This window comes from Streptomyces sp. MMG1121 (assembly GCF_001280015.1).
Lineage (GTDB): Bacteria > Actinomycetota > Actinomycetes > Streptomycetales > Streptomycetaceae > Streptomyces.
Genome location: NZ_LGDV01000200.1, coordinates 22,763 through 36,548, shown reverse-complemented (window position 1 = coordinate 36,548; position 13,786 = coordinate 22,763). Strand labels below are relative to the sequence as shown.

Genomic DNA, 13,786 nt, shown 5'->3' with positions numbered 1-13,786 from the left:
CCCCACGTGACCATCGCGCCAGCAGATCCGGTTTCAGCCAGCGGCCTGGACACCGACGGTCCCGGTACCGCGTTGCTGCGGACCCTGACCGAGCTGACCGCCGACCTCCCCGACGCCGACCCCGGCCGGGTCGCCGCCGCCGCGCTGCGCGGCCGGTCCGCCCGGGCCGACGAGGCGGAGTTGCGCGAACTGGCCACCGAGGCCGCCGCCGGACTCATCTCCGAGGACCCCGCGTACTCGCGGCTGGCCGCCCGGCTGCTCACCCTCTCCATCCGCGCGGAGGCCGCCTCGCAGGGCGTGACGTCCTTCACCGGGTCCGTGGCCGTGGGCCACCGCGAGGGCCTCATCGCGGACCGCACCGCGGAGTTCGCGCGTCTGCACGCGACCCGTCTGGACGCCATGGTCGACACGGCGGCCGACGACCGCTTCGGCTACTTCGGCCTGCGCACCCTGTACAGCCGCTACCTGCTGCGGCACCCGATCACCCGCAAGGTCATCGAGACCCCCCAGCACTTCATGCTCCGGGTCGCCGCCGGCCTCGCCGAGGACGACACCACCCGCTCGGTGGACGAAGTCGCCGCGCTCTACGGGCTCATGAGCCGCCTCGACTACCTCCCGTCCTCCCCCACGCTCTTCAACTCCGGCACGCGGCACCCCCAGATGTCGTCCTGCTACCTCCTCGACTCCCCGCTGGACGAGCTGGACTCCATCTACGACCGCTACCACCAGGTGGCCCGGCTCTCGAAACACGCCGGCGGCATCGGTCTGTCGTACTCCCGGATCCGTTCGCGCGGCTCGCTGATCCGGGGCACCAACGGGCACTCCAACGGCATCGTGCCGTTCCTGAAGACCCTGGACGCCTCGGTGGCCGCCGTGAACCAGGGCGGCCGGCGCAAGGGCGCGGCCGCGGTCTACCTGGAGACCTGGCACTCCGACATCGAGGAGTTCCTGGAGCTGCGGGACAACACCGGTGAGGACGCCCGCCGTACGCACAACCTGAACCTCGCGCACTGGATCCCGGACGAGTTCATGCGCCGGGTCAACACCGACGGGCAGTGGTCGCTGTTCTCCCCGGCGGACGTGCCCGAGCTGGTGGACCTGTGGGGCGCGGAGTTCGACGCCGCCTACCGCAAGGCCGAGGCGGCGGGTCTGGCGAAGAAGACCATCCCGGCCCGTGAGCTGTACGGCCGTATGATGCGCACCCTCGCGCAGACCGGCAACGGCTGGATGACCTTCAAGGACGCGGCCAACCGCACCGCCAACCAGACGGCCCTGCCGGGGCACGTCGTGCACTCCTCCAACCTCTGCACGGAGATCCTGGAGGTCACGGACGACGGCGAGACGGCGGTCTGCAACCTGGGCTCCGTGAACCTCGGCGCGTTCGTCGACCCGGCGGCCCAGGACATCGACTGGGAGCGGCTGGACGAGACGGTCCGCACGGCCGTCACCTTCCTCGACCGCGTGGTCGACATCAACTTCTATCCGACCGAGCAGGCGGGCCGTTCGAACGCCAAGTGGCGTCCGGTGGGTCTCGGCGCGATGGGTCTGCAGGACGTCTTCTTCAAGCTGCGCCTACCCTTCGACTCCGCCGAGGCGAAGGCGCTGTCCACCCGGATCGCCGAGCGGATCATGCTGGCCGCGTACGAGGCCTCGACCGACCTCGCCGAGCGCAGCGGCCCGCTGCCGGCCTGGGAGAAGACCCGCACGGCCCAGGGCGTACTGCACCCCGACCACTACGACGTCGAGCTGACCTGGCCCGAGCGGTGGGAGGCGCTGCGCCGGCGTATCGCCGAAACGGGCATGCGCAACTCGCTGCTCCTCGCGATCGCCCCGACGGCCACCATCGCCTCCATCGCGGGCGTGTACGAGTGCATCGAGCCGCAGGTGTCGAACCTGTTCAAGCGCGAGACGCTGTCCGGCGAGTTCCTCCAGGTCAACTCCTACCTGGTGCAGGACCTGAAGAACCTGGGCGTGTGGGACGCGCGCACCCGTGAGGCGCTGCGCGAGTCCAACGGCTCCGTCGCGGAGTTCGCCTGGATCCCCGAGGAGGTGCGGGCGCTGTACCGCACGGCCTGGGAGATCCCGCAGCGCGGACTGATCGACATGGCCGCGGCCCGTACCCCGTTCCTGGACCAGGCGCAGTCCCTGAACCTGTTCCTGGAGACGCCGACGATCGGCAAGCTCTCCTCGATGTACGCGTACGCCTGGAAGTCGGGCCTGAAGACGACGTACTACCTGCGCTCCCGCCCGGCGACCCGGATCGCCCGTGCCGCGCAGGCGCAGCCCACCATCCCCGTCCAGCAGGCCGCCGACCCCGACGCCGTCGCCTGCTCCCTGGAAAACCCCGAGTCCTGCGAGGCCTGCCAGTAATGTCCACCCGTCACACGAACCTTCTCGACCCGGGCTTCGAGCTGACCCTCCGTCCCATGCGCTACCCGGACTTCTACGAGCGCTACCGGGACGCGATCAAGAACACCTGGACCGTGGAGGAGGTCGACCTCCACTCGGACGTCGCCGACCTCGCGAAGCTGTCCCCGGAGGAGCAGCACCTCATCGGCCGTCTGGTGGCCTTCTTCGCGACGGGCGACTCGATCGTCGCGAACAACCTGGTGCTGACGCTGTACAAGCACATCAACTCCCCCGAGGCGCGGCTGTACCTGAGCCGTCAGCTCTTCGAGGAGGCGGTGCACGTCCAGTTCTATCTGACCCTGCTGGACACCTACCTGCCCGACCCGGAGGACCGCGCCGCCGCCTTCGCGGCCGTCGAGAACATCCCCTCGATCCGCGAGAAGGCCGAGTTCTGCTTCAAGTGGATCAACGAGGTCGAGAAGCTGGACCGCCTGGAGTCCAAGGCGGACCGCCGCCGCTTCCTGCTCAACCTCATCTGCTTCGCCGCGTGCATCGAGGGCCTGTTCTTCTACGGCGCCTTCGCGTACGTCTACTGGTTCCGCAGCCGGGGTCTGCTGCACGGCCTCGCCACGGGCACCAACTGGGTGTTCCGCGACGAGACCATGCACATGAGCTTCGCGTTCGACGTCGTCGACACGGTCCGCAAGGAGGAGCCGGAGCTCTTCGACGACCAGCTCCAGCAGCAGGTCACGGACATGATGCGGGAAGCCGTCGAGGCGGAGCTCCAGTTCGGGCGGGACCTGTGCGGCGACGGTCTGCCGGGCATGAACACCGAGTCGATGCGCCAGTACCTGGAGTGCGTCGCCGACCAGCGCCTGACGCGCCTCGGCTTCGCGCCCGTGTACGGCTCGGAGAACCCCTTCTCCTTCATGGAGCTCCAGGGTGTTCAGGAGCTGACGAACTTCTTCGAGCGCCGCCCGTCGGCGTACCAGGTCGCGGTGGAGGGCACCGTCGACCTGGACGAGGACTTCTGAGCCTCCTTCTCCGCACGGCCCTCCTGGGCCTTTCTGAGCTGTCGGTCGATGCGCCGTTCGCGCACGGCGCCGATCGCGGAGGGGAGGACCAGGAGGAGCAGGATCCCGAGGGTGGCGAGCATTCCGATCAGGCCTTGTATCTGGTTTCCGGTCATGGACACCACTGTCGTGCCGGATGCTCCTGACCGGCAGTGGCAGGACTGCCGTAGGCCCTCGAATTACTGCCACCGACGCGGCACACTGGCAGCATGCTCAAGAACGTCGCCGCCGTGCTGCTGGACGGGGTGCATCCCTTCGAGCTGGGTGTCGTGTGCGAGGTGTTCGGCATCGACCGCAGCGACGAGGGACTGCCCGTCTACGACTTCGCCGTAGTCTCGGCCGAGGGACCGGACCTGCGCACGCACTGCGGGTTCACCGTGTCCACGCCGTACGGTCTGGAGCGGCTGGAGGAAGCCGATCTGATCGCCGTGCCGGCCGGGGAGACCTATGCCGTGCGGGAGTATCCGCCACAGCTGCTGGACGCCCTGCGGCGGGCCGTCGGGCGGGGTGCGCGGGTGCTGAGCGTCTGCTCCGGGGTGTTCGTACTGGCCGCCGCCGGGCTGCTGGAGGACCGGCGGTGCGCGGTGCACTGGCACCACGCCGAACAGCTCGCCCGGCGCTATCCACGGATCGCCGTCGAGCCGGATGTGCTGTACGTCGACGAGGATCCCGTGATCACCTCCGCCGGCACCGCCGCCGGGATCGACGCCTGTCTGCACATCGTGCGCAAGGAACAGGGACCCGAGGTCGCCAACAAGATCGCCCGGCGGATGGTCGTACCGCCGCACCGGGACGGCGGGCAGGCGCAGTACATCGAGCGGCCACTGCCGAAGGGTTCGTGCGACACCGTCGGCGAGGTGCTGGTGTGGATGGAGGAGCACCTCGGCGAGGAGGTGACCGTCGAGCAGCTCGCCGCCCGCGCGCACATGTCACCGCGCACCTTCGCCCGTCGCTTCCAGCAGGAGACCGGCACCACTCCCTACCGCTGGATCCTGCGCCAACGGGTGCTGCGCGCACAGGAGTTGCTGGAGGGCACCGACGAGACCGTGGACACGATCGCCTGGCGCACCGGGTTCGGAACGGCGGCCGCCATGCGGCATCAGTTCGTCCGGGCACTCGGCACGACGCCGAACGCCTACCGGCGCACGTTCCGCGGCCCCCACGCCGCGTGAGCGCACGCCGGTATCAGGGGGTGCGCCTCACCATTCCACGGGCCGCAGCAGCAGGTCGTGCGGGCGCAGGGTGATGCCCACACGGGTGGTGTCGTTCGACCGCGCGACCTGCTCGAAGCGGTACTTCGCCGATATCGCCGCCGTGATCAGGGTCAGCTGGGCCATGGAGAAGTGATCGCTCGGGCACTTGCGGTTGCCCGTGCTGAACGGGCTCATGGCGTGCTTCGGTACCTCCTTGGCCCGCTCCGGCAGCCACCGGTCGGGGTCGAAGTCGAGGTGGTGGTCGTAGGAGCGGGCGTCGCGCTGGATCGCGTACGGGCTGTAGACGATGTCCGCCCCGGCCGGAATGCGATAGCCGCCCAGCGAGGTATCGGTCACCGCCCGCCGCGTCAATATCCATACGGCCGGCCTGAGCCGCATGGCCTCGACGACGACATTGTTGGTGTGCGTGAGTGTGCGAACGTGCTCGAATCCGACCGGTCGGCCGCCGGTCACGGATTCGACCTCGGTCCGTACCTTCTCGGCGTGTTCCGGGTGTTCCGCCAGGACTTGGAGCAGCCACATGATCGTGGAGGCCACTGTTTCGCTGCCCGGGGTGAGTATCGCGACGACCTGGTCGTGGATCTCCTGTTCCCCGATGGGGTCGCCATTGTCGCCCTTCGCTTCCAGCAATGCCGTCAGCAAATCGTCCGGCCTTTGACCAGATGCCCTGCGCTCGGCGACGATCTCGTCGACGAGGAGATGCAAATCGGCCAAGGCCCGGTTGAATTCGCGGTTGGCCGGAAACGGCAGCCGGTACAGCGGTCCGAGCGGGACGACCATCCTGCGGTACATGCCCCGGAAGACGGTGGCGAGGTCGACGCTGAGCCGCTCGGCGCGCTCGTCCATGTACTCGCCGCGCAGCAGGCAGCGGGCGGCGATGCGGACGGCCACCCGGAAGGACTCCGAGGTGCACTCGACGGTCTCGCCGGGCCGCCAGCGCTCGGTCAGCGCATGCGCCTCCTCCTCCATGATCGGCCCGTAGTCCGGGATGGCGTCCAGCCGGAACGCGGGCTGGATGGTGCGCCGCTGGCGCCGGTGCCGGGGGCCGTTGGCGGTAGCCACACCTTCCTTGCCGAGCAGCCCTTCGAGGGACTCCCACAGCGGGCCGTCGATCTTGAAGTCGGGGCTGAGAGCGAGGGCGCCGGTGAGGGCGGGCGTGGTGACGGCGTACACCGTCTTGGGGCCGAGCTTGAGGCGTACGACGTCGCCGTGGTCGCGCAGCCGGGCCATGAAGGCGAGCGGGTCGCGGACCAGTTTCAGGCCGTGTCCGAGACCCGGCACCGCGCCGCCGGCCAGGGGCGGTTCGATCGTTTCGGAGGTCACGGGCTTCACAGACTCGACGGTCATTTCTCACCTGCCGCTTCGTTCGTGACGTACGGGGGCGTGGACCGGTCGTCCCAGCTGTCGACCATGTACCGGCCGGACTCGTGGTGGAACCAGTAGACGGAGCTGAACCAGTTCCGCATATTGCAGACACTGGCCCGCACCGCAGTGCTCAGTTCTTTTCCGCGGACGCTTCCGTCGTCGATTGCTTCGGCGAACAGAAGCGCTTCCTGCTCGGCGTCGAGAAATTCCAGGATGCATTCTTCGACGCGCCGCCTGACCTCGTCCACGGCTTCTTCGAGAGTCAGTCCCTCATGGGTGATGAGACTGATTCCGAGATTGTGGACCTCGTCGCCCGCGATTTCCTTTGGCAGCGAGCACAGGTCGTTGTACCAGGCGGCGAATTCCTGGCAGAGCAGTGCGGCCCGACGATAGGCCGGGTATTTCCGTACCCTGTCCGGGAGTTCGCAACCCGCGCTGGGTTCGAGCAGGTCCGTCCATATCCAGTGGGCGAAGGTGTGCCGACGCAGATCGAGGTATTCCTCGACGTCGGGTATGTATCCCTCGGTGCGGTTGCGGAATTCGCGGTCGTAGGCCTCGATCACCGCGTGGAAGTGCCGGGCGAAGCGCTGGTTCCAGGTGTGCGACAGGAAGCCGTACAGCCGCAGCACGCTGTCCGCGAACCCCGCGACCAGCGGGTCCGGGTGGTGCAGATGGTGCCTGGGCGCATCGAGGGCGGTGTGCAGGCGGTTCCTCAGCCGCCGCCAGTCGCCCGCCCGGCCGTGCACGATGTCACGGTCGTGGCGGTCGTCCCAGATGAAGAACCACGCACTGTAGTCGGCGATCGCTTGCAGGACCTCGTCAGGGGCGTTGACGTAGAAGCCCGCCATCAGGTCGGTGTAGCACAGTCCATCGGCATATTCCTGCACCTTGCCCGCCGGCATGAGCTGCCTTTTCAGCAGCCAGAGCCGTGTCTTCTCCTGGAGCCGGGGCCAATACGGATGCAGTTGCCGGGGAAAGGCGGATTCGATCACCGGGAGTGCCAACGAGGGTGGTACTACGACCGCCGTAGGCGTCGCTGTGGTGCTGTGTGGGAAAGCTTGCACGAACAAACCCCTCTCAGCCGCCAGGAGCGCACACCCCTCCTGTTGTGCCGGGCGTGCGCCGTTGTGCGTCCCCGCACTTCCCATTCAGCACCACAACTGACCGCCATGGGAACGGATTTGCTCCACTCACTACCCCAAGGTGCCGAGAATCCCCCCTCGAGTGACTGATTAAGGATCACTAGCGGACCGGAAGGGATCGGTTGTACGACGAGCGGACAAGCGAGCGAGGTCATACGAAGGGCGCCCGACCGGGAGTAATCCCGGTCGGGCGCCCCGACGGCCCTGCGGTGGCTAGTCGTTGGCGACCACCGGGTAGCGTGGCTCGTTCTCGGCCATCTGCCGCAGCGCGTCCTTGCGGTCCCGCTTCGACAGACGGTCGATGTAGAGGCGGCCGTACAGGTGGTCGGTCTCGTGCTGCAAACAGCGTGCGAAGTAGCCGGTGCCGCGGACCTTGATCGCGTTGCCCCGCTCGTCCTGGCCGGTCACCTCGGCATAGTCGGGACGCGCGAGCTCGGCATATGCCCCTGGCACGGACAGGCAGCCCTCGTTGCTGTCGTCCAGCAGGCGCCGTTCGGCCGGCAGATCGACCAGCCGCGGGTTGCACACCACACCGACGTGCCGGGTGCCCTCGTCGTCCTGGCAGTCGTAGACGAAGACCTTCAGGTCGACACCGATCTGGTTGGCGGCCAGGCCCACGCCCTCGGCGGTGCGCTGGCTGGCGAACATGTCGGCGGCCAGCTGCCGCAGCTCCTCGCCGAACTCGGTGACGTCCTCGCACTCCCGGTGCAGCACCGGGTTGCCGACGACCGTGATCGGCTGCGAGGCGCCGCGCTCACGCCAGGCCTTCTCGCGCTCCTCGCAGTCCTCCGTGTCGACGACGTACCCCTCACCGTCGACGGGGAGCACGCCCGCGTGCTGCTGATCGGTGTCCTGCTGAGCCATGACCGACGTATGCCTTCCTGCACAAAAACTGGGAGTGAATGCTGATACAGGGTACGTGCAGCGTCCCTCGAGGGGCGCGGGGAACGGTGCGGCCGGCCAGGACGGCGGGCAGCCTCAGCACACCTCTTCGAGATCCCGCCAGTCCCGGGAATCAGGGCTGTCCGCAACCCATCCGTCCAGCAGCCCCCGCACCAACGAAGCCGGCGCGGCCACGCCGCACTCCCGCTCCGGCACCCACAGCTGCCCGTCCGTCCGATGCCCCAGCGGCCCCGGGTGACCGGGCTCACTGTGATCATGCGGATCCAGCTGCATCCCTTCGCCCTCGTCGGAAGGCATCCGGGACTCGGAACACGTCCGGCACAGCAGCCGCACGGACGACGACCAGTCCTCCGCGGCGAACCCCGCGTCGGCGGCGAGCTGCTCCAGCGCGTCCCGGTCCGCCTCCGTGGCCGCCTCCAGCAGGACCACCCAGGTCGGCACGGGCGAGGGCGCCCACAGCTCGATCTCGTCGAAGACCGGGTAGGAATGCCCCGCGGACGTCGTGCGCTCGCCGTGCGGGACCCCGTCGTGCAGGACGACCTCGCCCCAGCGCCGTCCGGACGAGGGAAGCGGGATGGACAGCACCTCGATGCGCGCCGGGTCGAGCCGGCGGCCCCACACGACCTCGGCCTCACCCTCCGGGGAGAGCCGTACGGCCGCGCTGCCCAGCTCCATGCCGACCGGTTCGCCGACCGCGGCGGCGCCTGACCCGGGCACCTTCAGTCCGTACGCCTGCCAGGCGCGACGGGCCAGCGGCCAGTCCTGCAGGGCGGTGGCGGCGATGCCGACGTTCCACCAGTCGGGCGTACCGGTCTCCCGGTCGAGCAGGGCGACCGCCCTCAGGCCGGCCGCGCGGGCCTGCTCCCAGTCGTGCCGGAACTTGTGCAGCAGGGCGAGGTTGAACCAGGACTCCGACAGCCAGGGTTCCAGATCGGCGGCCCGTGTCAGCAGCTCGCCCGCGTCCTCGTAGCGTCCGTCGCCGATGAGTGTGAACGCGCGGTCCGTGGCCTGCCGCCAGGAGGCGGAGGGCCGGTGCCGTCCCTTGCCGAAGATCCTCACGATTCCCGCCTGCCAGTTCCATTTCCACACAGTGGGCTGGCTTGTGCCCCCGGACACCCTCTCCCTCGCATCCAACCACGTACGGTGGGAAAGGCGCTCATTACCCATGGGTTACCCAGCCACGCGCGGGGTCAGACAGTGCCGTACGTCTCCCGTCGGCCTGCGCCGGCCCGGTCTCCCGCCAGCCGCTCGGCTGGGCCAGCACCCGGGCGAGGGACTCGACGACCTCGGGGGCGTAGTCCCCGGCGGCGGCGAGGCGCAGTTCCTCCAGTGCCCACAGCGGACCTTCGGGGCCGGCGTCCCGGGTCTTCTCCTCGTAGGCGTTCACGGCCCGGACGATCCGTGCGGCGACGGGCTGCTCCGGGCAGGGGTCGGCCTGCCGCTCGACCACGACGGCGACGGCCGCGTCCACCCCGGTCTGCCGGACGACGGCCCCGCCGAGCAGCGCGATGCGCCGCTGCTGCGCGGCGGGCAGGTCCGCGGTGGCACCGGCCGGGACCGGGTCGACCAGGCTGAGCTGGCCGATGTCGTGCATGAGGGCCGCGTACTCCAGAACGGTCAGTTCGTCCCCGGTGAGGCCGAGATCGCGGCCGACGGCGAGGCTGAGCGCGGCGACCCGGCGGGCGTGGCCCGCGGGGGTGTACCCGGCTATCTCGGTGGCGCGGGCGAGGGAGGCGATGGTCTGCCGGTAGGTGGCGCGCACCGCGGCGTACCGACGGACGGAGAGCTGGGTGAGCAGCAGGGGCAGGCAGAACACGGGCAGCGCCCACAGTCCGGCGACGGCGACCGCGAGCGCCATCACGGCGCCGGTCGCGCAGACGGCGGAGCCGATGCCGAGCAGTCCGCGCAGCTCCTCGCGCAGCAGCGGGCCGAACGGCCAGCGGGTGCGGGCGTGCGCGAGGGCGGCGGCCAGGACGGCGTCGCACAGGCTGGTGAGACCGAGCAGGGCGATGAGGAGCAGGGCATAGGCGGGGCCGATCCAGGAGGCCAACAGGCCTTCGTTGTACAGGGGTTGGAAGCAGACGGCGGCGAAGCCGACGGTCAGGACGCGGCGGGCGAGGTGGTCGAGGGTGAGGGTACGGCCGGACCAGATGTGCGGGACGGCGCCGAGCAGGGCGGCGGCGAGGGCGACGGTGACGACCTGGGCGGCGCGATGGGTGGTGGGCTGTCCGGCGTCGGCGCCGAGCAGGGCGTACGACAGCGAGCCGGCGGTGGCGAGGGGCGCGGCCTGCCGTATCCGGGCGTCGCTCCACCGGGTCAGCTCGCCGACGGCTATGAGCACCCCGAAGGCGAGCGCGACACCCCGGTCCGCGAGGCCGGTCCACAGGGTGGCGGCGAGGCAGCAGGCCGCGGTGAGCGCGGCGGCGCCGTGGATCGGCCGCAGGGCGTTCACCCGGATGTCCCGGTGCTGGGGACCGGCTCCTGGGGTGCGCGCTTGTGCGCGGGTTCGTCGGCGGTGACCGCGGGGTGCCAGCCCTGGCGGTGCAGGACGCGGGCCAGCGCGCCGACCATCCGGGGGTCGAACTGGGCGCCCGCGCACCGCTCCAGCTCGGCGACGGCCGTCCCGACCGGCCGGGCTCTGCGGTAGGAGCGGGTGGAGGTCATGGCGTCGAAGGCATCGGCGACGGCGACGATCCGGGCGGACTCGGGGATCTGGGTGCCGACCAGGCCGTAGGGGTAGCCGCTGCCGTCGAGGCGTTCGTGGTGGTGCAGGATCGCGGCGCGGGCCTCGCCGAGGAAGGAGATCCCGCGGACCATCTCGTGGCCGTACTCGGGGTGCAGTTCGATGATGCGGCGTTCCTCGGGGGTCAGCGGGCCGTCCTTGCGCAGCAGCCGGGTGGGGACGCCGAGCTTGCCGACGTCGTGCAGGATGCCGGCGAAGCGGAGCATCTCGACGCGGTCGTCGTCCATGCCGAGTTCGCGGGCGATCATCACGGAGGCCTGTCCGACGCGTTCGCTGTGGCCGCGGGTGTAGCCGTCCTTGATGTCGACGGCCTGTACGAGGGCGCGGATGGTGGCCTGGTGGGCGGCGCGTTCGCGGTGGTACTGGGCGAAGACCCACCAGGAGACGCCCATCGGCAGCAGCACGAGCAGCGCGGCGACCGGGCCGTACGGGCTGCGCCACAGCACGGCCATCATCAGCCCGGCGAGTCCGTGCACCACCACCGGCGCGAGCGAGCGGGACAGCAGCCCTCGCCAGGCCTGCCGCAGCGGGATACCGAGGGCGACCGCGCGGATGCCGCCGTCGAGGACGGCCAGAACCAGGCAGAAGGCGAGGACGGCGGCGCCGGCGGGCAGCAGGGCGCGGGGGAAGTCGGAGGCGACGACGGCGTCCCGGCCGCCGAGCGCCCAGTGCACCTTGGCCGCGCCCCACACGGCGAGCGCGGGCTGCGCGGCCCGCCACACCCGCCGGAGCAGGGCGGGCCGCTGCTCGACCCGGCCCAGCAGGGCGGCGGGCAGCGGGACCAGCGCGGCGGCCGGCGGGGGCAGCAGGAACGCGCCGGCGAGCAGGACGGGGTAGAAGGTGCCGCCGAAGCGACGCCGTACGACGTACTCGCAGGCGGCGTAGAGCGCGGAGAGCAGGCCGAGCGCCCACCAGGGGGTGCGTATCGTCGGCAGCGGCAGCAGGCAGAGCAGCGCCAGCACGGCGACGCCGGCCACGTAGCCGCGCGCTCTCGCCGGAACCGCCTCCATCGCGCCCCTCCCCGACCACACCTGCCCAGGCTCGGAGCCTAGGGCGGAAACCGGCGGGTACGGGGCTTATGACCTGAGGATTAGCACGTTCGGGTGATGACCCGGCGGTCAGCTCTCCTGCGGAGTGGCGGTCACGTCGTGCTCGGGCACGGCCTGCCCGGAGCGGATCAGATCGAGCCGCCCCATGACCTTGGCACGCAGATCCGCCGGAACGTCGTCATGTCCGCAGCAGCGCTTGACGAGCTTCTTCACGGCCTGCTCCAGGCCGTACTTCTCCAGGCACGGGGAGCATTCCTCGAAGTGGTGCCGGAACTTGTCGCGATCGACGTCCGGCATCTCACTGTCGAGGAACTCGTACAGATGGTCGAGGACCTCACTGCAGTCCGTCTCGTGCGGATCTCCGCAGCTCATGAGCCCGAACCTTTCGCTTCGTTCGACTCTCCGGCACCCGCCGGAACCAGCCCGCGGTCACGGGCGTAGTCCTCCAGCATGCCGCGCAGTTGACGGCGGCCCCGGTGCAGCCGGGACATCACCGTACCGATGGGTGTCCCCATGATGTCCGCGATCTCCTTGTACGCAAAGCCCTCTACGTCCGCGAGATAGACGGCGATGCGGAACTCCTCGGGGATCGCCTGCAGCGCTTCCTTCACGTCCGAGTCGGGCAGGTGGTCGAGAGCCTGCGACTCGGCGGAGCGCAGACCCGTCGACATGTGCGACTCGGCGCGGGCCAGCTGCCAGTCCTCGATCTCCTCCGCGGCGGAGCGCTGGGGCTCACGCTGCTTCTTGCGGTAGGAGTTGATGAACGTGTTGGTGAGGATCCGGTACAGCCACGCCTTGAGGTTGGTGCCCTCGCGGAACTGGTGGAAGGACGCGTACGCCTTGGCATACGTCTCCTGCACCAGGTCCTCGGCGTCGGCCGGGTTACGCGTCATGCGCAGCGCGGCCGAGTACATCTGGTCGAGGAATTCGAGCGCGTCCCGCTCGAAGCGCGCGCTGCGCTCCGTGGTGGACTCGGAGGTCGACTCCGCGCTGACGCCCCGGCCCTCGGGCTGCTCCGCCTGGCCGTTGTCGGTCCCTGCGTCGGTACCGGTGACCGGACCCACCTCCTCAAGATCCCGGGCGGGACCGAGACCGGCCCCACTCGTTTCGGAGGATAGAACACGACCCGTACCTGCCGCCGCTCGAATAGAAGCGGTCTTGCCCGCGTGCAGCACCGACCAGTCCAGGTCAAGGCGGCTGCTGCGGCTCGGGCAAATGGTCGGACCCATGCGGCGGACTTCCTCTCCTACGACGTCGGTGCCGAGGCCTCAGCACTTCTGTCCGCCACAACAGTGCTCCGGCGCCGCGCATTCCCGGCCGTCACCCGAGTGACGCCAGCCACTCCACGACGCCCTCGGTGATGACCTCCAGGGCCCGCTCCTGGCCGATCTCCGCGCGCTTGGGGACCACGAACCCGTGATCCCCGTACGGCACCTCGATCAGCCGGAAGTCGCCCTCCGGGAACTCCTCCGGCTTCCCGAAGGGGTCGTTGCCGCCCTGGACGACGAGCGTGGGGACCCCGGCGCCGAGCAGTTCCCCGGCGCGGGACTTCTCCGGCTTGCCCGGCGGGTGCAGCGGGAAGCTCAGCGCGAGTACGGCGTGCGCGCCCAGCTCGGCCGCCGTACGGCAGGCGACCCGGGCACCGGCGCTGCGCCCGCCGGAGATCACCGGCAGATCCATCCCGGCCAGCGCCGGCCAGATGCCGCGCCAGCCGCTGTCCAGGGTCCTCGGCGCGGGCGCGACCTTCTTGCCCGCGACCCGCCAGGGCTGCTCGACGAGGGCCACGGTCACGCCGTGTCCCGGGAGCACCTCCGCTAGTGCCCGCAGGTCCCGGGCCTCGATGCCACCGCCGGCCCCATGACTCACGGCCAGCACCAGCCGCGCCTTCTTCGCCCGGTGCCAGGTGATGCGTGCGGTCCCGGCGTCCGTCTCGACAATCTCGATCACG

The 13,786-nt window shown here is 70.1% G+C and carries 12 protein-coding genes; 3 read left to right on the top strand and 9 right to left on the bottom strand.

Annotation, left to right across the window (positions count from 1 at the left end; genetic code table 11):
- The first annotated feature begins 6 nt into the window (after window positions 1-6).
- The 3 genes from ADK64_RS24900 (at window position 7) to ADK64_RS24885 (ending at window position 4,594) form a co-directional block, all read left to right on the top strand.
- Window positions 7-2,370: a ribonucleoside-diphosphate reductase subunit alpha gene (locus ADK64_RS24900; RefSeq protein ID WP_053662073.1), complete on the top strand. Its 2,364-nt coding sequence runs from the start codon at window positions 7-9 to the stop codon at window positions 2,368-2,370.
- Window positions 2,370-3,383, top strand: a complete 1,014-nt coding sequence (locus ADK64_RS24895) for a ribonucleotide-diphosphate reductase subunit beta (protein WP_053662071.1) — start codon at window positions 2,370-2,372, stop codon at window positions 3,381-3,383. The genes ADK64_RS24900 and ADK64_RS24895 overlap by 1 nt, the downstream gene beginning before the upstream one ends.
- Window positions 3,384-3,631: 248 nt before the next feature.
- The gene (locus tag ADK64_RS24885; RefSeq protein WP_053662067.1) at window positions 3,632-4,594 is read left to right on the top strand and encodes a GlxA family transcriptional regulator; all 963 of its coding nucleotides are present in this window, start codon (window positions 3,632-3,634) and stop codon (window positions 4,592-4,594) included.
- A 27-nt stretch (window positions 4,595-4,621) separates the two neighbouring features.
- Here ADK64_RS24885 and ADK64_RS24880 read toward each other — a convergent pair whose 3' ends face one another.
- From ADK64_RS24880 to ADK64_RS24840, 9 genes are all read right to left on the bottom strand, one after another.
- A complete protein-coding gene (locus tag ADK64_RS24880; protein WP_053662065.1) occupies window positions 4,622-5,983 on the bottom strand; it encodes a cytochrome P450 in 1,362 nt (453 codons plus the stop codon).
- Window positions 5,980-7,065 (bottom strand): epi-isozizaene synthase, encoded by a 1,086-nt coding sequence (cyc1, locus tag ADK64_RS24875; RefSeq protein ID WP_107093074.1) that lies wholly within the window; start codon window positions 7,063-7,065, stop codon window positions 5,980-5,982. Before cyc1 ends, ADK64_RS24880 begins: the two co-directional genes overlap by 4 nt.
- Window positions 7,066-7,356: 291 nt before the next feature.
- A complete protein-coding gene (def, locus tag ADK64_RS24870; RefSeq protein WP_053662062.1) occupies window positions 7,357-8,007 on the bottom strand; it encodes a peptide deformylase in 651 nt (216 codons plus the stop codon).
- A 114-nt stretch (window positions 8,008-8,121) separates the two neighbouring features.
- On the bottom strand, window positions 8,122-9,105 hold the full coding sequence (locus ADK64_RS24865) for a tetratricopeptide repeat protein (protein WP_053662061.1): 984 nt from the start codon (window positions 9,103-9,105) through the stop codon (window positions 8,122-8,124).
- A 100-nt stretch (window positions 9,106-9,205) separates the two neighbouring features.
- Complete coding sequence (locus ADK64_RS24860) at window positions 9,206-10,498, bottom strand: HD-GYP domain-containing protein (RefSeq protein WP_053662060.1); 1,293 nt, start codon at window positions 10,496-10,498, stop codon at window positions 9,206-9,208.
- The gene (locus ADK64_RS24855; RefSeq protein ID WP_053662059.1) at window positions 10,495-11,799 is read right to left on the bottom strand and encodes an HD-GYP domain-containing protein; all 1,305 of its coding nucleotides are present in this window, start codon (window positions 11,797-11,799) and stop codon (window positions 10,495-10,497) included. Before ADK64_RS24855 ends, ADK64_RS24860 begins: the two co-directional genes overlap by 4 nt.
- Before the next feature lie 108 nt (window positions 11,800-11,907).
- Complete coding sequence (gene rsrA, locus ADK64_RS24850; RefSeq protein WP_053662058.1) at window positions 11,908-12,210, bottom strand: mycothiol system anti-sigma-R factor; 303 nt, start codon at window positions 12,208-12,210, stop codon at window positions 11,908-11,910.
- On the bottom strand, window positions 12,207-12,902 hold the full coding sequence (gene sigR / locus ADK64_RS24845) for an RNA polymerase sigma factor SigR (RefSeq protein ID WP_053662057.1): 696 nt from the start codon (window positions 12,900-12,902) through the stop codon (window positions 12,207-12,209). Before sigR ends, rsrA begins: the two co-directional genes overlap by 4 nt.
- A gap of 256 nt (window positions 12,903-13,158) precedes the next feature.
- The gene (locus ADK64_RS24840) at window positions 13,159-13,785 is read right to left on the bottom strand and encodes an alpha/beta family hydrolase (RefSeq protein ID WP_053662056.1); all 627 of its coding nucleotides are present in this window, start codon (window positions 13,783-13,785) and stop codon (window positions 13,159-13,161) included.
- Between the last annotated feature and the right edge of the window lies 1 nt (window position 13,786).